Genomic DNA, 20,890 nt, shown 5'->3' on the forward strand with positions numbered 1-20,890 from the left:
CGCTTTCTCTCTATACTGGGGACAGGTAATGCTGTCCCCGGGACAGTCAATTTTTTTATTTCGCGTTCCCTATTGGAGATTTTAAAATGCGATATCCGTTAGTGATGGGTAACTGGAAGCTGAACGGCAGCAAGCGTTTGGTTAACGATCTGATCGCCGCGCTGCGCACGGAATTAAACGGCGTGACCGGCTGTGGCGTGGCTATTGCGCCGCCGGTCGTCTATCTGGAGCAGGCTAAGCGCCAGCTTGCCGGCAGCCAACTGGCGCTGGGCGCCCAAAACGTCGATACCAATCTCTCCGGCGCGTTTACCGGTGAAGTGTCCGCCGAGATGCTAAAGGATATTGGCGCCAAATATATCATCATCGGCCACTCCGAGCGCCGCACCTATCATAAAGAAAGCGACGAACTTATCGCCGAGAAATTCGCAGTTCTGAAAGAAGCGGGCCTGATCCCGGTATTGTGTATCGGCGAAAGCGAAGCCGAAAACGAAGCCGGTGAGACCGAAGCGGTCTGTGCCCGCCAGTTGGACGCGGTATTAAACGCCATGGGCGCCAAGGCCTTTGACAACGCGGTTATCGCCTACGAACCTATCTGGGCCATCGGTACCGGCAAATCGGCCACCCCGGCGCAGGCGCAGGCGGTTCATAAATTTATCCGCGGCCATATCGCCAAACACGACGCCGCGGTGGCTGAACAGGTTATTATTCAGTACGGCGGCTCGGTGAATGCCGGCAACGCGGCGGAACTGTTTACCCAGCCGGATATCGACGGCGCGCTGGTAGGCGGCGCCTCGCTGAAAGCCGACGCCTTTGCGGTGATCGTCAAAGCGGCGGCGCAGGCCAAACAGGCCTGAGATAACGCCACGGGCGGGTTCACGACGCGTTAACCGTCCCGCCCCCTCGTTATCGTCGCCCTGAACCGTAAACCGGGTCTCATCCCCCGTGTTTGCGGTTTTTTTTTCGCCATGATTAAACCCACGGCACAACTCAGCGACGGCCGACCGACGCCCGCTCCACCAGCTCGGGGGTCAGCACCAGCACCTGGGGTTCGGTATCGGGATGTTCCAACCGGTAAAGCAGGGTGTCGATCGCCAATTGGCCAAGCGAGTCTTTCGGCTGGTTAATCGTGGTCAGCGGCGGGGTAAGGTATTTTGCCAGCTCGATATCATCATAACCGATGACCGCCATATCTCCCGGCACCGACAGCCCGGCCTGGTACAGCGCCTGGTAGACGCCCACCGCAACCGCATCGTTGCCGGTAAATACCGCATGGGGCGGCTCGCTGAGGGACAGCAGTTGTTGCATCGCGCTTACGCCGCCGCCAAATTCGAAATCGCTGAAAACCTCATAACCGGCCGGCACCGCCAGCCCGGCGCGCGCCATGGCGAGGCGATACCCCTGCAGGCGATGGCGGGCGGTGGTTTTATCCTGCGGGCCGGATATACAGGCGATTTTGCTGTAGCCGCGCGCAATCAGATAGTCGGTAGCCAGGCACCCGCCCAATAACGAGTTATCCTGGATAATATCCAGCGCGTCCTCAAACGGCGTCCAATCCATCATGACAATCGGCAGCGAGGGGTAGCGGCGCAGCGCCAGACGGGAAGGCCGGTTATTTTCGGTACACATGATAAGCAGCCCGTCGACGCGTTTTTGCAGCAGCGTCTCCATACTACGGCTCATGCGATCGGCATCCTCTTCGGTATTACACAGGATCAGGCTGTAGCCCCGCTCGTAGCAACTGCGTTCGACGCCGTGCACCACCTCCGCGTAAAACGGGTTATTACTGGAGGTAATCAGCATGCCGATAGTGCGCGTCTGGTTGATCTTTAAACTGCGGGCCAGGGCCGACGGCGCGTAGTTGAGCTGTTCCACCACCGCCATCACTTTAGCGCGCACCCGATCGCTGACAAACCGGTTGTTATTGATCACGTGCGATACGGTGGACGTGGAAACGCCCGCCAGACGGGCAACATCCTTCATGGTGGCCAAATAAGCTCCTAACCCTGCAGAAAAGCGTCGATTTCATCACGCCAGGGAATTGACGGCTGCGCCCCCGGACGGGTTACCGCCAACGCGGCGGCGGCATGGGCGAACCTGACGGCGTTATCCAGGTCCTGGTCTTCGAGCAGCGCGGTCATCAGCGCGCCGTTAAACGTATCGCCCGCCGCGATGGTATCCACCGCCTTGACCTTGAATCCGGGAACCCGCTTGCCATTGCCACGTTCGCTCAGCCACACACCGCGGCGGCCAAGGGTAATGATAACCGTAGCGATGCCCTTATCATGCAAAATCCGCGCGGCGCGGGCGGCGCTGGCGTCATCGGTGACGGCGACGCCGGTCAGTTGCTCCGCCTCGGTTTCATTGGGCGTAATAATGTCTACCAAGGCCAGCAATTCGTCCGGCAGCTGACGCGCCGGGGCCGGGTTTAATATCACCTGGGTCTGGTGATCGCGCGCCAGGCGGGCGGCGGCGATCACGGTATCAAGGGGGGATTCCAACTGCATCAGTAATGCCGCGGCATGGATGACCAACTGCTCATAGCGGGCCAGGTAGGCCGGCGTTACCGCGGCGTTAGCGCCGGGATGGATGCCGATGACATTTTCACCCTCCGCGTTGACAAAAATCAGCGCGACGCCGGTGCTGGCGCCAGGGCTGGGTTCCACGGGCAGAATATCAATGTTGTCCGCCTGCAGCTGCCGGCGAATCTGCGCGCCGATGGCATCCTCGCCCACGCAGGCGATAAAGGCGATATCGGCGCCGCTGCGGCCGGCGGCCACCGCCTGATTAGCGCCTTTGCCGCCGAACGCCACCTGATAGCTGCCGCCAATTACCGTTTCACCGGGACGGGGAAACTGTTGTAGATTAAGTATATGATCCGCGTTAATGCTGCCGAGAACCACCAGCTTTTTTATTGCCATAGCCTGTATCCTGGTTAGAAGCGTTATCGCCGGCGCGCGGCGATAACGCAAGGCGCTGCTGTCGAGGTTTTACGGGCTTATTTGGTGACCAGCTTCAGGGCAACCGGGATCACCGCATCCACTTTTTCGCCTTTCAGAACCTTGTCTGCGGTTTCCACGCCGATTATACCGATCTGGTCGGGCTGCTGCGCCACGGTGGCGGCAAGTTTACCACTTTGCACCGCTTTGATGCCGTCGGCGGTGCCGTCAAAACCCACCACCAGCACATCGGTTTTATTCACGGTTTGCAGGGCGCGCATGGCGCCCAGGGCCATTTCGTCGTTCTGCGCGAATACCGCCTGCACCGCCGGATGCGCGGTCAGCAGGTTCTGCATCACGTTAAGCCCTTTGGTGCGATCGAAATCGGCGGGCTGGCTGGCCAGCATAGTAAATTTATACTGATCGGCCGATTGTTTAAACCCTTCGCCGCGCTCACGCGCAACAGACGTGCCGGCGATACCTTCCAGCTGGATAACCTTGGCGTTCTGGCCCAGTTTTTCACCGATAAAATCACCGGCCATTTTGCCGCCGACCCGGTTGTCGGAGGCGATATGGCTGACGACGGCCCCTTTGCTGGCCTTACGATCGAGGGTGATCACCGGGATCTTGGCCTGGTTGGCAATAATGACCGCGTTGCCCACCGCGTCGGAATCGCTTGGGTTGATAAGCAAAAGCTTAACGCCGCGCACCGTCAGATCCTGCACATTGGCCAGTTCCTTGGCCGGATTGTTTTGCGAATCGAGCACCACCAGCTGATAACCCAATTTATCCGCTTCCTGCTGGGCGCCGTCTTTCATGGAAACGAAGAACGGATTATTCAGCGTGGACACCACCAGCGCGATGCTGTCTTTCGCCAGGGCATTGGCGCTGAGAGTGGCGCTTAACGCCACGGCGGACATCAAAAAAGCTAATTTTTTCATTTTCATCTTTATCATTCCTGCGGGAGAGGTTATTTACTGCTTTTGTTATCTACCAGCACCGCCAACAAAATCACCACGGCTTTAACAATCATCTGGTAGTAGGAGGAAACGCTCAATAAATTCAGTCCGTTATTAAGAAAGCCCAGGATCAGCGCGCCGACCAGCGTCCCCATGATGCGCCCTTTCCCGCCGGACAGGCTGGTACCGCCCAGCACCACCGCGGCGATGGCGTCCAGCTCATAGCCGGTACCCGCCGTGGGCTGCGCCGAGGACAGGCGCGCCACTTCGATAACGCCCGCCAACGCCGCGAGCAACCCGCACAGCGCGTAGACGATGACCTTGACCCGATCGACGCTAATGCCGGACAGCCGGGTGGCGGCTTCATTACCGCCCAGCGCATAGATATAACGGCCCAGGCGGGTGTGATGCAGCATGTACCAGGCGGCAAGAAACACCACGGCCATGATCCATACCGGCGTGGGCACGCCAAGGGGACGACCGATGCCAAACCAGCCAAACGCGTCGGCCGTATCGCTGAAACCGGTGTTTACCGGACTGCCGTTGGTATACACCATGGTGATACCGCGCAGCAGCAGCATCATGACCAGGGTGGCGATAAAGGCCTGTACCCTGCCCTTCGCCACAATCAGGCCGGTGATGGCGCCGATGGCCGCGCCCAGCGCCAGGGAGGCGCCCACCGCCACCATGACATTCATTTCCAGCCCCACCACCGAGGCGGCTACCGCGCCGGTCAGCGCCAGCAGGGACCCGACGGACAAGTCAATGCCTGCGGTGAGGATCACCAGCGTCATACCCACCGCCATGATGGCGTTGACCGAGGTCTGCTGGAGAATATTGAACAGATTGTTGAGGCTGAAAAAATTGGCGCTCATTGAAGAAACCACGGCGATCAGCACCAGCAGCGCAATCAACGATTTTTGCTCCAGCAGCCAGGCTTTGCTGATGCCGCGTTTAACGGGGATAGTCCGGGAATTCATTACTGATTCTCCTGCTGGGTACGATAAAGCTTGCCGACGGCCGCGGCCATCAGCACTTCCTGGGTGGCCTGTTCGATGGGGAATATGCCGCTTAAGCGGCCTTCATGCATCACCATGACGCGATCGCTCATGCCAAGGACCTCCGGCATCTCGGAGGACACCAGGATGATGGAGAGCCCTTCCTGTTTAAACTGGTTGATCAACTGGTAAATCTCTTTCTTGGCGCCCACGTCGACGCCCCGGGTCGGCTCATCCAGGATCAGCACCTTAGGGCGTGTCATCAGGCCGCGCGCAATGGCGACTTTTTGCTGGTTGCCACCGGACAGCAGGCCGATAGGCTGCTCCATCGACGGCGTTTTGATATTAAATAAACGGATAAAATCCCCGACAGCCACCCGCTCGTCGGCGTGTTTCAGCCAACCGGCCTGATGGCTAAAGTAGCGCAGGGCGGTTAAAGTCATGTTTTCCTTTACCGACATGCCCAGCACCAGTCCGTCGCGCTTGCGATCCTCGGAAATATAGACAATGCCGTTGGCAAGCCCGTCCTGGGGCGACCTGGCGACCACGGCACGTCCGTCGAGCGTCACGCTGCCGCCGGTGCGCCTGGCGGCGCCATAGAGGGTTTTCATCAGTTCGGTACGGCCGGCGCCCATCAGCCCGGCGCAGCCCAGGATTTCCCCCTGGCGTAGGGAGAAACTGACGTCATGCACCCCGGGGCCCGACAGGTGGCTGACCAGCAGGCGCTCCTCGCCCGGACGCTGTGTGACGCGCGGATACTGTTCCTCCAGGCGGCGGCCCACCATCATTTCAATCAGCCTGTCTTCCTGCAGCTCGTTTACCGGCCGTTCGGCAATAAACTGCCCGTCGCGCATCACCGTGACATCGTCGCAGATCTCGAAAATTTCCTTTAGCCGATGGGAGATATAGACAATGCCGCACCCCTGCTGCTTCAGTTCGTTTATCACACTGAACAGCGATGCCGTTTCCGTATCGGTTAACGCATCGGTGGGCTCGTCCATGATGATCACCTGCGACTTAAAGCTGATTACCTTGGCGATTTCCACCATCTGCTGATCGCCAATCGATAATTCCCCCACCAACCGGTGGCTGCTATAGCCCAGGTTCAGGCGGCCCAGGAGTCGGTCCGCTTCGCGATACATCCGCTTCCAGTCGATGCCGCCGATACGGTTAAGGAATTCGCGCCCCAGGAAGATATTTTCGGCGATCGTCAGTTCAGGGATCAGGTTAAGTTCCTGATGGATGATACCGATACCGGCCTCCTGCGACGCCTTGGGGCCGCTGAAGGCAACTTCCTTTCCCATAAATATGAGCGTACCGGCATCCTTGCTGTAAATCCCGGTCAACACCTTCATCATGGTGGATTTACCGGCGCCGTTCTCCCCCACCAGCGCCATCACGCGGCCGGGATACACGGTCAGCGCCGCGCCGGAAAGCGCTTTGACGCCCGGAAACGACTTGTCTATCCCGCTCAGTTGCAGTAAGGGTTGCATAAATGCCTCAGAAGGTGACGCCGGAGCAGAGGATAACGTTGGCGAAGGGCGAGCACTCCCCGCTGCGAATAACGGCCCGGCTGTGGGCGGTCTGCGCTTTGAATGCCTGATGGCTGATATAGTCGATGACGATGGTATTGCCCTGCGCTTGCTCCAGCTGGGACAGCCCGGCCAGCAACGCCTGGTGCAGCGCGGGATTATGGGCGGCCATTTCGCTGGCGATTATCGCCCTTTCCACCTGCATCTCACTGGCCACGACGTCGAACACCTGTAAAAAGCCCGGCACGCCCTGGGTCAACGCCAGATCGATCCTGGCGGCTGTCGCGGGTATGGGCAACCCGGCATCGGCAATGACGATTTCATCGGTATGCCCCAAGCGGGAAATCAACGCGGAAACCTCGGCGTTGAGCAGTAATCCTTTTTTCATTGGCAGATCCTCCCAGCGAAACGTTTCGCTGGGCTGAAAATAATCACAAACGGGCCAAGCCACAAGCGGGAAACATCAAAAATGTGATCGCCATCGAAACGTTTCGCTGGACCAGGCGGCACGGCGGCGGCTGGCGTGACCACCGGCGCGTTGTTCATTATCGCCGGATAAAGAGCGGCCGCATCCTTGCCATGGCCTCAGGGCGCCATCTTTTGTTTGATCTCATAAATCACATCGTCCCATCTTTCTTCGCCACGCATGTTTAGACTGTGTTTATAGTCGTTGCCGCTGCGAAAAAAATCTTTTTTAATATCAATGATATCAATGGGGAAAAACATTTCACTTTCTGCATCCCACAACATATTCGCCCCATGGAGATCAGCGTGTATCATATTGACATTATTTAGTTTTTCCAGCATATCGACAAAGCGTTCAACTGCATCGTGCGGCAGGGAGCCCTCGGGAAGTGAATCTAACGTTATGCCGGGAATTTTGTACATTCTGTTATAAAAATTACCATCATTATCAGCAAATACCTTTGCCGATTCCGGGCCATAATATAAACGAAAGCTTTCAGCCTCCTTTTCCGCCAACATTTCAATATCTATATCGGCGTCGCCATCCGGATGTGGGCGCATCATCTTGATATACCAATTGGGATCCTGGCCATCCTGGAAAACGATACCGTAATCACCTTCACCAATCTGCGTACCGAGCAGGAGTTCAAGGTTAACGGATTCGTCATCGGGATCAAACACAGGCACTTTCCGCCCTTGCGCCGGCGCCACATTGACGGCGCTTTCATCAATTTTAAACCGTTTTGCCCAGGGAGGAATTTCACTAAACTGTTCAATATGCAAGGCAAACGAATATTCGTTAAACAGTCCCTCCTGGGGGAAATGGTATTGAGACAGCAGTGTTTTGGCCTGTTCAAGGTCGAACCCATCCAGGTCCTTGAGAATATCCACAGCATGCTTACGCGGCCTGAGTCCCCCCCGGCCGCTCATGCCAATCTTAAGGAGATCGTTAATCCTTTCCCTAAAATTTTCGACATGAAATTTATTTTTCTTGAAGCGAAGGTTGATTTTTCGATGATTATTCATCAGAAAAAACTTGTATGCGGTTTGCGGATATCTTTTCACTTTAAAATATTTATTTTTAATTTTCAGATATGAATTATTATTTATATCCCAGCGCAGGCCAAGCTTATCAGGCGTGGACAAATCGAACGCGTTGACGCTCTCCCCGACAATATCCTTGGCAATGGCGCGTCGCAGCGTTTTGGCGACATGGATTGACGTCGGCGCTTCAAACAACCAGCGGCGACCGTCAAACTCGACGGGATGGCCGCGCCGGCCAGGCATAGCCCGATTAAAAATTTCATATTTAAGGCCTCTTTTGGGCACTACCGCCGCGCGCACAGGCACTAATTCTCCCTTCAGCTCAACCACCCTCATTATGACATTATCACCCATAGCCATTGTGTCTTTTGACCTGACTTCAATAATTTTACCGGCACCATAGTGTTTGGGATTAAGGTTATCAACCTGAATATATTCATAGGCGCCGTCAAACCTCACCTTGAACGACTTAATTCTTTTCTCTTGTCTAAACGTGAAGGCAGGTTTGTTATTGTGTGTGCCAAGATGCCAAGAATGGCTGATTTTTTCATGATATACCGGAATCCGGGATTCCGTTCCGTCATGGTTCCGCAATTTCACTTCGTGCGTTCTTTTCCCCGCGCTATACTTAAGTTCATAATTCTCGCCATATAATTTAATAAATTTCTTACCGTTTTGTACTGTATAATCAACTCCCTGCCCTTCAGGCACATCTCCGTCGATATGGATCTTATCATTTATCGCGTCATAAAAAACTTTCCGGCCAGTTTTAGCGTTATTACCCTGCTGCCCAGTTGGAATAATGTATTCACCCGCTTCTGTTTGCCGAACACGCTGGATGGCGCCATCCAGGTCAACGGCAAGATGTTTGACAGTATTGATACCGGTCGGATATTTTTCGTGAACAAATACCCCGTCTGGATCAAAGGCATTAGCCTTTTGCAATTCCCGTGGTTTGTGATGTAACAGTGGATTTGAAAAAGCCCTGCGGTCGGTAATGCCAACCTCGGTATTGAACAGCAGATTGGCCATTTCCTCAGCCGAAAATTCGTTCCTGACGCAGTTGCTGTCACCATTGATGGAATGGCCTGATACAGACAAGGCTTTTGCCGAAGTATATTTTATAATCGGGTACGCGCCAATAGTGTAAATCCCGAAAATGATGTCATGACCAAGATTGACAACTTCAAACAGTATGGCTCCTATTTCAGAAAGTTCACCATTACCCCAGATCCACTCCTTAAGTTTTTCGGCGAAACCACGAACGGGATTCCTGATATATTCGCCGGTGACAAGCAGACTATCCCCCAATACTTTCCCTTGGTTGGTTTTGGTCCTGATATGGCAATTCTTTTCAATATAATCCCGGTAATCCTGTTCTTGCAGACCGACTGAGATATCTAAAGATATTCGCTTCTGTCTAAAAGACTTATCCTTTTTTGACGAAATATACATAAACGCAATCGCGTCTTGACCGATGCCATGCTCCGCATAGCCTTGTCCCGCGCTTAACATGTTAAACAGTAGCCGTTGTGGTGCCTTGCCCTTCATTTCATGGATGCTGTTTGCGGGTGGTGGCGCCGCCGGGCCTGCGGGCGCGGCCTGGCGAGAAAGCAACGGAGAAACGGCGCGCCCGGATGGCCGCACGGCTGCCGGCGCCAGGCTCACTGATATATTGGTGGCCAGCGTGAGCGCCTGAAGCATGAGATGCGCCCTGGCGCCCACGACCCCATCGCCTGGCGACGCGGCCATGCCGTTCAATTTTTGCTGGATTTTTTTATTACTGACATAATCGTGAGTCTGGCTGTGGTAGCGTCCGATATGTTCCCTGTGCTGAATAGCGGATGATGGCATAATGTGAATCCCTTCCCTCCCTCTATCATGATGTTATTCAAGTCGCAATGACCTTTGCCAAGGCAAAAAACCCTTAATCATGACAAGCCGGGTGTTCATTAATTGAGAATTTGGTGCTGTTATCCATATGTTGCATAAAAAATTAGCGGGAGATAATTAAAATATGGAATACAGTGGGTTAACGATAGATTAACGAAGCGGCCAGCCCTTGTGCCGGCGGCAGACCGCGCTGCGGGATATTTTAAACGGCTGTCATACAAATCATAAAAATGCCGTACGGTGTCGCCGCACGGCATTTTTTTAAGATAAAACTTCGTATTGAGTTAATTTATAATTAACGCTGGCTGATTTGATCGTAACTGCCACCGGTGGAGAAATGGACTTTTTGCACTTTCTGCCAGTCGCCGAAGTCATCCTTAAGGGTAAATAATTTAATCTGCGGAAACTCCTTGGCGAACTCTTTGGCGATTGCCGGATCGCGCGGGCGATAATAATTCTTGGCGGCGATACGTTGACCTTCGGTTGAATAAAGATACTTCAGATATTCGGTCGCGATGTCACGCGTGCCCCGCTTGTCGACCACCTTGTCAACCACCGATACGGTAGGCTCAGCCAGGATGGATTCACTTGGCGCCACGATATCGAATTTATCTTTGCCGACTTCATTGACGGCCAGCAGCGCTTCGTTTTCCCAGGCGATCAGCACATCACCGATGCCGCGTTCCACAAACGTATTGGTAGAGGCACGCGCGCCGGAATCCTGTACTTCGACGTTTTTAAACAGGGCCTTGACAAAGTCCTGGGCCTTCGCCTGATCGTTATTATTATGATGCAGGGCGTAACCCCAGGCAGCCAGGTAATTCCAGCGCGCGCCGCCGGAGGTTTTCGGGTTTGGCGTAATGACCGAAATACCCGGTTTAATCAGATCCGGCCAGTCATGGATCTGTTTAGGATTACCTTTACGCACCAGGAAGACAATGGTGGAGGTGTAGGGGGCGGAGTTATCGGGCAGGCGGGTTATCCAGTTTTTATCGATGCTGCCGCGCTCGGCAATCGCATCCACATCGTATGCCAGCGCCAGGGTTACGACATCCGCGTCGAGTCCGTTGATAACCGAAGTGGCCTGTTTGCCGGAGCCGCCGTGCGACTGGCGCACCGTCACCTTATCTCCGGTCTTGTCCTGCCAATACTTACTGAAAGCCACGTTATAATCCTGGTATAACTCACGCGTCGGGTCATAGGATACGTTTAATAATTGAACATCCTTTGCCAGTGCGCTTCCAGATAACAGCATCAACAACAGCCCTGCTTGCCATTTCGACATCGTTCCACTCCCCAAGAGAATTTTTTGTCATGTGAATAGTGCTTAACCAGAGAGTGTCAGAAATCGCTGCGTGTTTTAAAGAATAAAAACGTAATTTATATAATCAAAAGAGATAACCAGTGAATGTGCCGCAACGGCACGGCAAAGGAACGGCGGCGTAACGGGCGTGCTCTGGGATTGGCGTCTACGAGAGGTTGGGCGGAGTAAAGGCGGGTGAGGCAAGAAAGGCCGGGTATTATTCTAAGGGTGCCGGGAAACGCCGCAATGGCGTTCTCATCCGTGAGAACCAGGGCCTTGTCCTTTGGCGGCGCCGTGGCCATCGGCTTGCGGCGCGGATATCAATACAGTTTTTTAGCGCATTCCAGCAAATCGCTTTTAAATGGTCGCTTCATATTTTCTATGGCATCGACGATGTCATGGTGAACCAGTTTTTCGTTTTGCACCCCGACGCAACGCCCGCCGTAGCCTTGCAGCAGCAGCTCAATCGAAAACGCGCCCATGCGCGAGGCGAGGATGCGATCGTAGGCCACGGGGCTGCCGCCGCGCTGGATATGCCCTAAAACCGTGGCGCGGGTCTCGCGGCCGGTCTCTTTTTCGATATATTGCGCCAGCTCGGCAACATTACAGATATGTTCGGTAATGGCGACGATGGCGTGTTTTTTACCTTTGGCGATCCCGGCTTTGATTTCATACACCAGATCGTCTGGTTTGAATTCCACTTCCGGCAGCACGATGAATTCACAGCCGCCGGCGATAGCCGCGGACATAGTCAGGTCGCCGCAATAGCGCCCCATAACTTCGACGATGGAGATGCGCTGGTGCGAGGAGGACGTATCGCGCAGCCTGTCTATCGCCTCGACCACCGTTTCAAGCGCGGTGAAATAGCCGATGGTATAATCGGTGCCGGCGACGTCGTTATCGATGGTGCCGGGCAGGCCAATACAGGGGAAACCCATTTCGGTAAGGCGTTTCGCCCCCATATAGGAACCGTCGCCGCCGATGACCACCAGGGCGTCAAGGTCGCGCTTTTTCATATTTTCTATGGCTATCGCGCGGGTACCCTCTTCCCGGAATTCTGGAAAGCGGGCGGAGCCGAGGAAGGTGCCGCCACGGTTAATCATATCCGACACGCTATAACGGTCCAGCTTCTTCATCCGATCCTGAAACAAGCCGAGGTAGCCGTCATAGACGCCGTACACTTCCAATCCCTCGGACAGGCCGGCGCGCACCACGCCCCGGATCGCTGCATTCATGCCTGGTGAATCACCGCCGCTTGTCAGTACACCGATTTTCTTAATCATGACTACCTCTGAACTTTAAATATAATTGTAGAATACACTATGCCGGCTGAATATCGGGTCCCATTTGCACTAAGGCCCTTGGCTTATGGTAAAAATAGTATCTCAAATCCGATTTGCTGAATTGATTCAGGTCAGGCAACATCCGACTATCTGCTGGTTTTAAGCCATATGATAATGCATTGCATTTCCGCTTGCCCGCGCTTTTTTTCGCCACAAAAAGGATATGGGGTGCCGATAAACGCAGCCGCGTAATACCATAATGCCGCCGCCGGATGAATGCAGCATTGCAGTTGATAACAGATGTTACCGTCTTGCTGTAGGCCTCCGATGCCATATGGCCGACGCCCGGTTTTTCCGAGCGGGTCGCATCCAGGATCTTCAGGCAAAAAAAACCCCACCTTTCGGTGGGGAAGACAGGGATGGTGTCTATGGCAAGGAAAAATGGGAATGCACTATTTACTTACTTACGCGTTACGGTACTCATCACAACTTTTCACATCTCACATCACTACACTGGGCGTTGCTACTCGTTACTCAACGCTGGCTTCTGGGACGAAGTTTGGGTCATTTCCGCCATCTGCAGCTGGATCTCGGCGATACGCTGCTGATGTTTTTGATTCAAAATTTGTCTTTGCTCCGGGGTCAGCAGGTTGTACATTTGGTTGCGTACTTTGGCCATTTCAACCTGACGGATCACCTGCTGCTGCGCCATTTTTTCCGTTTGGGCCCGCACTGCCGGTTCGTCAAAATTTTCCGCCGTCACCAATGTATGCAGCCGTTCCATTTCGCTAATATTAAAGCGAGGAGTGGCAAGCAGGGCCTGACTCATTAAATCACGCATTTGTTGCCGCTGTTGTTCGGTGAGCCTGACGCCGTCAAACATGCTGTAATGGCTATCGCTTAGCCGACTGGCGATATCATCGTGATGCCAACTTTCCGTAGCGGTCTGCTCGCCGGCCAGGGTGCTTCCTGTTACCAGGGCGGCGGCGATGACCAATACGTTAAGCTTGTGCATCCTTAACCCCTTGACTCTTTCTTTGTTGCTTAACCATGAAGTCATTCTACTGAGGCCGCTGCAAACATGCGTCAGGGGATGTAAAGCTACGTAAAGTCATGGATTGGTAGTGATTGTTGACGTATTTTGCATCATGAGGTGAATAAAAATGAATAAAATCCTTTTGGTTGATGACGATCGCGAATTAACAGCATTATTAAAAGAATTGCTCGAGATGGAAGGCTTTGAAGTCCTGGTCGCCTATGACGGCGAGCAGGCGCTGAACATGCTGGACAGCTCGGTGGATTTGTTATTGCTTGATGTGATGATGCCGCGTAAAAACGGTATCGATACGCTTAAGGAGCTGCGCCAGCAGCATCAAACGCCGGTGATTATGCTGACCGCGCGCGGCAGCGAACTGGATCGGGTGCTGGGGCTTGAGCTGGGCGCGGATGACTATCTGCCCAAACCGTTCAACGATCGCGAGCTGGTGGCGCGTATCCGGGCCATTTTACGCCGTTCGCACTGGACCGAGCAGCAGCAGGCCGGCGATGCCGGCACGCCCGCGCTGGAGGTGGATTTTCTGCGCCTGAATCCGGGGCGTCAGGAAGCCACCTTCGACGGCGTTGCGCTGGAGCTGACCGGTACCGAGTTTACGCTGCTTTACCTGCTGGCCCAGCATCTTGGCCAAGTGGTCTCCCGCGAACACCTGAGCCAGGAGGTGCTGGGCAAACGCCTGACGCCGTTCGACCGGGCGATCGATATGCATATCTCCAACCTGCGGCGTAAACTGCCGGAACGCAGGGACGGGCATCCGTGGTTTAAAACCCTGCGGGGACGAGGCTACCTGATGGTATCCGCCGCATGATAAACAGTTTAACCGCCAGGATCTTCGCCATTTTCTGGCTGACCCTGGCGTTGGTGCTGATGCTGGTGCTGATGGTGCCCAAGCTGGACTCCCGTCAGTTGACGCCGCTGCTCGACAGCGAACAGCGTCAGGGCATTATGCTGCAACAGCATGTGGAAGCGGAGCTGGCGGGAGATCCAGCCAACGACCTGATGTGGTGGCGGCGGCTGTTCCGTTCCATCGATAAATGGGCGCCTCCCGGGCAGCGGCTAATTCTGGTCACCAGCGAAGGGCGGGTCATCGGCGCCCAGCGTAATGAAATGCAGGTTATCCGTAATTTTATCGGCCAGTCCGACAACTCCGATCATCCGCAAAAGAAAAAATATGGCCGCGTGGAATTGGTGGGGCCGTTCCCGGTGCGGGACGGCGAGGATAACTATCAGCTGTATCAAATCCGCCCCGCCGGCAATTCACAGTCGGACTTCATCAGCCTGATGTTCGACCGGCCGCTGCTGCTGTTGATTGTCACCATGCTTATCAGCATCCCGCTGCTGCTCTGGCTGGCCTGGAGCCTGGCGAAACCGGCGCGTAAACTCAAGCATGCCGCCGATGAGGTGGCCCGGGGCAATTTGCGCCAGCATCCCGAGCTGGAAGCCGGTCCACAAGAATTTCTGGCCACCGGCGTCAGCTTCAACCAGATGGTCAGCGCCCTGGAAAGAATGGTTAATGCCCAGCAACGCCTGCTGTCCGATATTTCCCACGAACTGCGCACCCCCCTGACGCGTTTACAGCTGGCCACCGCCCTGATGCGGCGTAAACATGGCGAGGGCCATGAACTGGCCCGTATCGAGACCGAGGCGCAGCGTCTGGACTCGATGATTAATGATTTGCTGGTGCTGTCGCGCAATCAGCATAAGAACGAATTGACCCGCGAATACGTCACGGCCGGCGATTTGTGGAACGATGTGCTGGACGATGCCAAATTCGAAGCCGAACAGATGGGCAAAACCCTGCGCATCGCCTCGCCTCCCGGCAATTGGATGCTGGTCTGCAATCCCGCCGCGCTCGACAGCGCGCTGGAAAATGTGGTGCGCAACGCCCTGCGTTACTCGAATCAGCAAATTTCGGTGACGTTTACCGCCGATCAGCAGGGGGTCACCATTATCGTCGATGACGACGGGCCGGGCGTCAGCGCTGAAGATCGCGAACAGATTTTTCGCCCGTTCTATCGCACCGATGAAGCGCGCGATCGCGCATCCGGCGGCTCGGGACTGGGCCTGGCCATTGTCGAAAAAGCGGTGGAGCAGCATCACGGCTGGGTTAAAGCGCAAGACAGCCCGCTTGGCGGGCTGCGGCTGGTCATGTGGCTGCCGTTGCATCACCGGCGCCCGGCGGCGGGCACGGAGAACAAAGCCGAGAGCAAATAAGACGCGGCCGGAAGTGGGCAATTGCGGCATGGCGGCGTTTTATTTGCTATCCTTCGCCCTCGTCAAGGGGGCACCATGCTACACATCGTTTTATTCGAGCCGGAAATCCCGCCAAATACCGGCAATATCATACGCCTGTGCGCTAATACCGGGTTTCAGCTGCATCTGATCGAGCCGTTGGGGTTTACCTGGGATGATAAGCGCCTGCGCCGCGCCGGGCTGGATTACCATGAGTTCGCCGATATCAGGCGTCACCATGATTATGGCGCCTTCCTGGCCGCGCAGGCGCCGCGGCGGCTGTTTGCCCTGACCACCAAGGGCAGTCCCGCCCACAGCGCGGTGAGCTATCAGCCGGGAGATTATTTGCTGTTCGGTCCGGAAACGCGCGGCTTACCGCCCGCCATTCTCGATACCCTGCCCGGGGATCATAAAATCCGCATTCCAATGCAACCCGGCAGCCGCAGCATGAATCTGTCCAATGCCGTCGCAGTGGTGGTTTATGAAGCCTGGCGCCAATTAGGGTATGAAAGCGCGCGCCCGTAGCCGTTAACGCCGGTCAAATGCCGTCGCCATATTCAAAACCATGGCCGCCGAAGAACTGGTCCATATCCATGGAGGGCTTATCGCTATCCGGCCGGCCGACAATCCTTGCGGGCACGCCGGCGGCGGTGGTATGGGGCGGCACCGATTGCAGCACCACGGAACCCGCGCCGATTTTGGCGCCCCGCCCGACCTCGATATTGCCAAGGATAGTTGCGCCGGCGCCAATCATTACGCCTTCGCGGATCTTGGGGTGGCGATCGCCGCTGGTTTTTCCGGTCCCGCCGAGCGTGACCGACTGGAGGATGGAGACATCGTTTTCCACAACGGCCGTTTCACCGATAACGATACCGGTGGCATGATCGAGCATAATGCCGCAGCCGATATTGGCGGCCGGATGGATATCGACGCCGAAGGAAACCGAAATCTGGTTTTGGAAATAGATCGCCATCGCCTTGCGATCCTGGCGCCACAACCAGTGGCCGATGCGATAGGCCTGCAGGGCGTGGAACCCCTTGAGATACAGCAGCGGGGTGGAAAATTTATCCACCGCCGGATCGCGCAGGCGCACCGCGTGGATATCGCGCGCGGCCGAAATAATCATCTGCAGATCGGCGCTGTAGGCCTCTTCGACGATTTCCCGGATGGCGATGGCCGGCATAATCGGGTTGGCGAGCTTATTGGCCAGCATATAGCTGAGCGCGCTGCCGAGGTTTTCATGTTTGAGCAGGGTCGCATGAAAAAAACTGGCCAGCATGGGTTCACAATCCGCCAGCAAACGTGCTTCAGCTTTAATGTTATTCCAGACTAATTCCAATTCTTCAGTGGACATACTCACTACCTTCCGCGGATGGCTATCTTCTGACATACCGGCGTCAGCCGCCGGTTTTCTCATCTTTCTGCGCCCGGCCCAGCAAGGTCAGGGCGGCTTCCCGGGCATTTTTATCCCGGTAGAGCACCTGGTAGATTTGCTCGGTGATCGGCATTTCCACCCCTGCGCGCCCGGCCAGCGCCAGTACTTCCTTGGTGTTACGGTAACCTTCCACCACCTGGCCGATGGTATCCTGCGCGGACTGCACATCGATGCCCTGGCCCAGGAGCATGCCGAAACGCCGGTTACGGGATTGATTGTCGGTACAGGTCAATACCAGGTCGCCCAAACCGGCCATGCCCATGAACGTGCTCGGATCGGCGCCCAGCGCCGTGCCGAGGCGGGTCATTTCAGCCAGTCCGCGGGTAATCAGGGCGGTACGGGCGTTGGCGCCGAAACCGATGCCGTCGGACATGCCGGCGCCGATGGCAATGACATTTTTAACCGCGCCGCCGAGCTGGACGCCGATAAAATCAGGGTTGCCATAGACCCGGAAACTTTTGCCGCAGTGGAGTAAATTCTGTAAATCCGCCGAAAAAACGGCGTCGGTGGCGGCCAGGGCGATAGCGGTGGGCAGGCCCGCCGCCAGTTCCTTGGCAAAGGTCGGTCCGGAGATGACCGCCAGGGGAATAGCGTCACCCAGCACGTCGCGCGCGACATCCGCCAGCAACCGTCCGGTTTCCGTCTCCAGGCCCTTGGTCGCCCAGACCACCCGCGCATCCGGCCGCAGGTGCGGCTTAAGCTGCGTCAGGACGCTGCCGAACACGTGGCTGGGGACTACGATCAACACATCGCGGCCGGCGGCGAGCGCCAGCGATAAATCGCTCTCCAGGCGCAGCGAGGGCGGGAAAGGCACATCGGGCAAGAACGCCTGGTTGCACCGCGCCGCCTGCAGCGCCTGGATATGTTGCGGATCGTGCCCCCACAGCACCACCTCATGACCGTTGCGTGCCAGGGTAATAGCCAGGGCCGTACCGTAGGAACCGGCACCGATAACAATCATTGAGGCGTTAGCGTGCATTATCAGGCTTCCTGCGCCGGTTGGCTTCCTTCGCTTTCCGACTGCTGTTGCAGGTAGTTCATGAACAAGGCGTCAAAGTTTACCGGCGCCAGGTTCAACTGCGGGAACGTGCCGCGCGAAACCTGGCTGGTGATGCATTCACGGGCATACGGGAACAGGATATTCGGGCAGTACGCGCCCAGGCAATGGGCCATTTGCGTGCCGTCGATGCCGGAGATGGTGAAAATCCCCGCCTGCTGGACTTCACATAAAAACGCGGTTTCCTCGCCCAGCGAGGCAGTGACGGTAACCCGCAGCACCACTTCATAGATGCCTTCCGCCAGCTGGCTGGAAGCGGTATCCAGATCCAGTTTGATTTCCGGCTGCCATTCCAGCTGGAAAACCTTCGGCGCGTTCGGCGCTTCAAACGAGACGTCTTTGGTGTAGATACGCTGGATCTGAAACGCCATCTCGGTACTATTTTGTTCTGACATTAAAAAAACCCTATGGTTAATTTGCTGCATGCGCCCGCGCACGTCAGCCGGCCCCGTCTATTTCAGCAGGGGATCCAGGCCGCCGCGCGCATCAAGCGCGTGTAAATCATCACAGCCACCCACGTGCTGTCCGTCGATGAAAATTTGTGGAACCGTGGTGCGCCCGCTGCGTTTAATCATTTCTTCCCGTTTATCCGCGTCCCCGTCAATGGGTATTTCCTGGAACACGGCGTTCTTGCGGGTGAGTAAAGCCTTGGCGCGATGGCAATATGGACACGTTGATTTAGTGTAGATTTCTATATTGGCCATGGTTCCCCCTCTCAGGTAATAATTTATTTACCCCGGACCAGCGGTAAATTTTCTCCGCTCCAGCCGGATATGCCTTCTTTCAGAACATAAACCCGATCAAAGCCTGCTTTATTCAGGTTTTCGGCCGGTTCGCGAGACGTGCTGCCGGTAGCGCAAACGACAATAACCGGTTTGGTCTTGGCCTTGTCAAGCTCGCCCAGGCTGCCGCTTTTTATCTCGGCCGACGTCAGGTTAAGCGCGTTGGCGATATGCCCTTTACGGTAATCATCCCGGGTACGCAGATCAACGATCACTGCGTCTTCCTTGTTGATCAAGCGGATGGCTTCGCCGCGGGAAATTTCATTAACCTTGGAAAAACGATTTTTGAACGTTGTTACGATGACGGCGATCAATAAAGCGACCCACGCCAAACATAGCATAGGGTGATCGCTGACAAACTGCGTAATTTCTTGCATGGGGTGTAAAAGCTCCCGTTAGTTGTGGCCACGCTTTAAAGCCTTCGAGTATACCCTCGCATTACGGCAAATTCAGCCAATATACATGACCGGAAAGAAGAAACTACCTGCAATGCGCGTCATGTCGCTAAAAACCGGGCGGTTTATCAACCGTTTCCTCCGGTCCGCGCGCGCCGCCGCCGCGGTATTGCCGCAAGAGATGACTGGTAAGCGGCTGGTCAACGTGGAATAATCCAGACAATGAGGGGAAAGGCATCGTTGAACAGATTGAGTCACAGGGAAAACGGCCCGCAGCGCCGTCCTTCCGCGCGAAAACTTACCATGTACGCCAGCATTATCTTCGCTGGCGTTATGTTATTGCCTGCCAGCAGCCATGCCGAGGATAACAAGGAACAGCTCAAAACCCTGCAGCAAAGCATTGCCGAAAAAGAAAAAAACGTGCATTTGCAACAGCAGCAGCGCGGCAAACTGCTCGGACAGTTGAAACAGCAGGAAATCGCCGTTTCCCAATCCAGCCGCATCCTGCACGAAACGCAGACCACGCTTGCGGCGCTGGACAAGGCTATCGCCCGGCTGAACCAGTCCATCAAACAATTGGAAGCGCGTTTGGCCGAGCAGCAAAAACTGCTGGCACAACAGCTTGACGCCGCGTTCCGCCAAGGCCGCAATGCGGGCATGCAGCTGATTCTGAGCGGTGAGCAGAGCCAGCGTAACGAGCGTATCTTCGCTTATTACAGCTACCTGAATGAAGCGCGGGAAAAATCCATCCGCGACCTGGGCGCGACCCGGCAGGCGCTGGCGGACCAGAAAAAAGACCTGCAGCAAAAGCAGCAGCAGCAAACCGCCCTGTTGCAACAGCAGCACGCGCAGCAAGATGCGCTGGAAAAAGCCCGCGCGGCCAGGCGTAAAACCCTCTCCGGTCTCGACTCGTCTATCGCGCAGGATCAGCAAACACTGAACGAACTGCGCCAGAACGAATCGCGACTGCGGGATAATATCGCCCGGGCGGAGCGGGAAGCGCGGGCGCGGGCCGAGCGTGAAGCGCGGGAGGCGCAGCAGGTGCGCGAACGTCAGGAACAGGCCAAACGCAAAGGCGATACGTATAAACCTTCGCCCAGCGAACGCGCCCTGGTATCCCGCACCGGCGGCCTGGGCCAGCCGGCGGGCCAGGATCTGTGGCCGGTCCGGGGACGTACGCTGCATCGGTTTGGTGAATCCCTGCAGGGTGAACTACGCTGGAAGGGCATGGTCATCGCCGCGGCCGAAGGCAGCGAAGTCAGGGCCATCGCCGACGGACGCGTCCTGATGGCCGACTGGCTGCAGGGATATGGGCTGGTGGTGGTGGTTGAACATGGCAAAGGCGATATGAGCCTTTACGGTTATAACCAGAGCGCGCTGGTCAGCGTAGGCGCCCAGGTCCGATCCGGCCAGCCTATTGCGCTGGTGGGCAGCAGCGGCGGCCAGGGCACTCCTGCGCTTTATTTTGAAATTCGTCGCCAGGGCCAGGCGGTGAATCCGTTACCCTGGTTAGGAAGATAGT

At 55.9% G+C, this 20,890-nt stretch carries 20 protein-coding genes; 5 read left to right on the top strand and 15 right to left on the bottom strand.

Annotated elements, in window-relative coordinates; all coding sequences use genetic code 11:
• The first annotated feature begins 86 nt into the window (after window positions 1-86).
• A complete protein-coding gene (gene tpiA / locus ACL2XM_RS20865; protein WP_410012712.1) occupies window positions 87-854 on the top strand; it encodes a triose-phosphate isomerase in 768 nt (255 codons plus the stop codon).
• Window positions 855-987: 133 nt separating this feature from the next.
• Here tpiA and rbsR read toward each other — a convergent pair whose 3' ends face one another.
• The 10 genes from rbsR to cpxP form a co-directional block, all read right to left on the bottom strand.
• The gene (gene rbsR, locus ACL2XM_RS20870; RefSeq protein WP_413721808.1) at window positions 988-1,989 is read right to left on the bottom strand and encodes a ribose operon transcriptional repressor RbsR; all 1,002 of its coding nucleotides are present in this window, start codon (window positions 1,987-1,989) and stop codon (window positions 988-990) included.
• Window positions 1,990-1,997: 8 nt separating this feature from the next.
• Window positions 1,998-2,918 (bottom strand): ribokinase, encoded by a 921-nt coding sequence (gene rbsK / locus ACL2XM_RS20875; protein WP_413721807.1) that lies wholly within the window; start codon window positions 2,916-2,918, stop codon window positions 1,998-2,000.
• A gap of 77 nt (window positions 2,919-2,995) precedes the next feature.
• Window positions 2,996-3,883 (bottom strand): ribose ABC transporter substrate-binding protein RbsB, encoded by an 888-nt coding sequence (gene rbsB, locus ACL2XM_RS20880; protein WP_410012715.1) that lies wholly within the window; start codon window positions 3,881-3,883, stop codon window positions 2,996-2,998.
• Window positions 3,884-3,906: 23 nt separating this feature from the next.
• Entirely contained in the window at window positions 3,907-4,875 is a 969-nt protein-coding gene (rbsC, locus tag ACL2XM_RS20885) for a ribose ABC transporter permease (protein WP_410012716.1), read from the bottom strand.
• Window positions 4,875-6,386, bottom strand: a complete 1,512-nt coding sequence (gene rbsA, locus ACL2XM_RS20890; protein WP_413729116.1) for a ribose ABC transporter ATP-binding protein RbsA — start codon at window positions 6,384-6,386, stop codon at window positions 4,875-4,877. Before rbsA ends, rbsC begins: the two co-directional genes overlap by 1 nt.
• Before the next feature lie 7 nt (window positions 6,387-6,393).
• On the bottom strand, window positions 6,394-6,813 hold the full coding sequence (rbsD, locus tag ACL2XM_RS20895; protein ID WP_413721806.1) for a D-ribose pyranase: 420 nt from the start codon (window positions 6,811-6,813) through the stop codon (window positions 6,394-6,396).
• A gap of 197 nt (window positions 6,814-7,010) precedes the next feature.
• A complete protein-coding gene (locus tag ACL2XM_RS20900; RefSeq protein WP_413731540.1) occupies window positions 7,011-9,788 on the bottom strand; it encodes a hypothetical protein in 2,778 nt (925 codons plus the stop codon).
• Between the two features lie 334 nt (window positions 9,789-10,122).
• Window positions 10,123-11,112, bottom strand: a complete 990-nt coding sequence (locus ACL2XM_RS20905; protein ID WP_410012720.1) for a sulfate ABC transporter substrate-binding protein — start codon at window positions 11,110-11,112, stop codon at window positions 10,123-10,125.
• Window positions 11,113-11,450: 338 nt separating this feature from the next.
• The gene (pfkA, locus tag ACL2XM_RS20910; RefSeq protein WP_410012721.1) at window positions 11,451-12,413 is read right to left on the bottom strand and encodes a 6-phosphofructokinase; all 963 of its coding nucleotides are present in this window, start codon (window positions 12,411-12,413) and stop codon (window positions 11,451-11,453) included.
• Window positions 12,414-12,936: 523 nt separating this feature from the next.
• Window positions 12,937-13,428, bottom strand: a complete 492-nt coding sequence (gene cpxP / locus ACL2XM_RS20915; RefSeq protein ID WP_410012722.1) for a cell-envelope stress modulator CpxP — start codon at window positions 13,426-13,428, stop codon at window positions 12,937-12,939.
• Window positions 13,429-13,576: 148 nt separating this feature from the next.
• On the opposite strand from cpxP, the gene cpxR reads away from it, so the two are divergent.
• The 3 genes from cpxR to trmL all read left to right on the top strand — a co-directional run bounded on the left by cpxR (window position 13,577) and on the right by trmL (window position 16,224).
• Window positions 13,577-14,275, top strand: coding sequence for an envelope stress response regulator transcription factor CpxR (gene cpxR / locus ACL2XM_RS20920; protein WP_413729119.1), 699 nt, complete (start codon window positions 13,577-13,579; stop codon window positions 14,273-14,275).
• A complete protein-coding gene (gene cpxA, locus ACL2XM_RS20925) occupies window positions 14,272-15,681 on the top strand; it encodes an envelope stress sensor histidine kinase CpxA (protein ID WP_410012724.1) in 1,410 nt (469 codons plus the stop codon). The genes cpxR and cpxA overlap by 4 nt, the downstream gene beginning before the upstream one ends.
• 75 nt (window positions 15,682-15,756) lie before the next feature.
• Complete coding sequence (gene trmL, locus ACL2XM_RS20930; RefSeq protein ID WP_410012725.1) at window positions 15,757-16,224, top strand: tRNA (uridine(34)/cytosine(34)/5-carboxymethylaminomethyluridine(34)-2'-O)-methyltransferase TrmL; 468 nt, start codon at window positions 15,757-15,759, stop codon at window positions 16,222-16,224.
• A gap of 13 nt (window positions 16,225-16,237) precedes the next feature.
• Here trmL and cysE read toward each other — a convergent pair whose 3' ends face one another.
• From cysE to ACL2XM_RS20955, 5 genes are read right to left on the bottom strand one after another with little or no spacing between them, the layout of a single operon-like run.
• On the bottom strand, window positions 16,238-17,053 hold the full coding sequence (gene cysE, locus ACL2XM_RS20935; protein WP_410012726.1) for a serine O-acetyltransferase: 816 nt from the start codon (window positions 17,051-17,053) through the stop codon (window positions 16,238-16,240).
• A gap of 43 nt (window positions 17,054-17,096) precedes the next feature.
• On the bottom strand, window positions 17,097-18,113 hold the full coding sequence (gene gpsA / locus ACL2XM_RS20940) for an NAD(P)H-dependent glycerol-3-phosphate dehydrogenase (protein ID WP_410012727.1): 1,017 nt from the start codon (window positions 18,111-18,113) through the stop codon (window positions 17,097-17,099).
• 2 nt (window positions 18,114-18,115) lie between these two features.
• Window positions 18,116-18,586 carry a protein-export chaperone SecB gene (gene secB / locus ACL2XM_RS20945; RefSeq protein WP_410012728.1) on the bottom strand — a complete coding sequence of 157 codons (471 nt, stop codon included), beginning with the start codon at window positions 18,584-18,586 and terminating at the stop codon, window positions 18,116-18,118.
• Between the two features lie 57 nt (window positions 18,587-18,643).
• Window positions 18,644-18,895 carry a glutaredoxin 3 gene (gene grxC / locus ACL2XM_RS20950; RefSeq protein ID WP_331122111.1) on the bottom strand — a complete coding sequence of 84 codons (252 nt, stop codon included), beginning with the start codon at window positions 18,893-18,895 and terminating at the stop codon, window positions 18,644-18,646.
• A 23-nt stretch (window positions 18,896-18,918) separates the two neighbouring features.
• Entirely contained in the window at window positions 18,919-19,350 is a 432-nt protein-coding gene (locus tag ACL2XM_RS20955; protein ID WP_410012729.1) for a rhodanese-like domain-containing protein, read from the bottom strand.
• Between the two features lie 240 nt (window positions 19,351-19,590).
• Here ACL2XM_RS20955 and envC point away from each other — a divergent pair, with 240 nt between their 5' ends.
• Window positions 19,591-20,889 carry a murein hydrolase activator EnvC gene (envC, locus tag ACL2XM_RS20960; protein ID WP_410012730.1) on the top strand — a complete coding sequence of 433 codons (1,299 nt, stop codon included), beginning with the start codon at window positions 19,591-19,593 and terminating at the stop codon, window positions 20,887-20,889.
• Window position 20,890: the final 1 nt, after the last annotated feature.

The organism is Sodalis sp. RH20, from assembly GCF_047324205.1.
Lineage (GTDB): Bacteria > Pseudomonadota > Gammaproteobacteria > Enterobacterales > Enterobacteriaceae > Acerihabitans.

Coding starts and splice junctions, on each gene's coding strand:
- cpxP (WP_410012722.1), bottom strand. CDS start 13,428: ATGCACAAGCTTAACGTATTGGTCATCGCCGCCGCCCTGGTAACAGGA.
- pfkA (WP_410012721.1), bottom strand. CDS start 12,413: ATGATTAAGAAAATCGGTGTACTGACAAGCGGCGGTGATTCACCAGGC.
- trmL (WP_410012725.1), top strand. CDS start 15,757: ATGCTACACATCGTTTTATTCGAGCCGGAAATCCCGCCAAATACCGGC.
- grxC (WP_331122111.1), bottom strand. CDS start 18,895: ATGGCCAATATAGAAATCTACACTAAATCAACGTGTCCATATTGCCAT.
- ACL2XM_RS20900 (WP_413731540.1), bottom strand. CDS start 9,788: ATGCCATCATCCGCTATTCAGCACAGGGAACATATCGGACGCTACCAC.
- cysE (WP_410012726.1), bottom strand. CDS start 17,053: ATGTCCACTGAAGAATTGGAATTAGTCTGGAATAACATTAAAGCTGAA.
- ACL2XM_RS20955 (WP_410012729.1), bottom strand. CDS start 19,350: ATGCAAGAAATTACGCAGTTTGTCAGCGATCACCCTATGCTATGTTTG.
- envC (WP_410012730.1), top strand. CDS start 19,591: ATGAGGGGAAAGGCATCGTTGAACAGATTGAGTCACAGGGAAAACGGC.
- rbsA (WP_413729116.1), bottom strand. CDS start 6,386: ATGCAACCCTTACTGCAACTGAGCGGGATAGACAAGTCGTTTCCGGGC.
- rbsK (WP_413721807.1), bottom strand. CDS start 2,918: ATGGCAATAAAAAAGCTGGTGGTTCTCGGCAGCATTAACGCGGATCAT.
- gpsA (WP_410012727.1), bottom strand. CDS start 18,113: ATGCACGCTAACGCCTCAATGATTGTTATCGGTGCCGGTTCCTACGGT.
- cpxA (WP_410012724.1), top strand. CDS start 14,272: ATGATAAACAGTTTAACCGCCAGGATCTTCGCCATTTTCTGGCTGACC.
- tpiA (WP_410012712.1), top strand. CDS start 87: ATGCGATATCCGTTAGTGATGGGTAACTGGAAGCTGAACGGCAGCAAG.
- cpxR (WP_413729119.1), top strand. CDS start 13,577: ATGAATAAAATCCTTTTGGTTGATGACGATCGCGAATTAACAGCATTA.
- rbsB (WP_410012715.1), bottom strand. CDS start 3,883: ATGAAAATGAAAAAATTAGCTTTTTTGATGTCCGCCGTGGCGTTAAGC.
- ACL2XM_RS20905 (WP_410012720.1), bottom strand. CDS start 11,112: ATGTCGAAATGGCAAGCAGGGCTGTTGTTGATGCTGTTATCTGGAAGC.
- rbsD (WP_413721806.1), bottom strand. CDS start 6,813: ATGAAAAAAGGATTACTGCTCAACGCCGAGGTTTCCGCGTTGATTTCC.
- rbsC (WP_410012716.1), bottom strand. CDS start 4,875: ATGAATTCCCGGACTATCCCCGTTAAACGCGGCATCAGCAAAGCCTGG.
- secB (WP_410012728.1), bottom strand. CDS start 18,586: ATGTCAGAACAAAATAGTACCGAGATGGCGTTTCAGATCCAGCGTATC.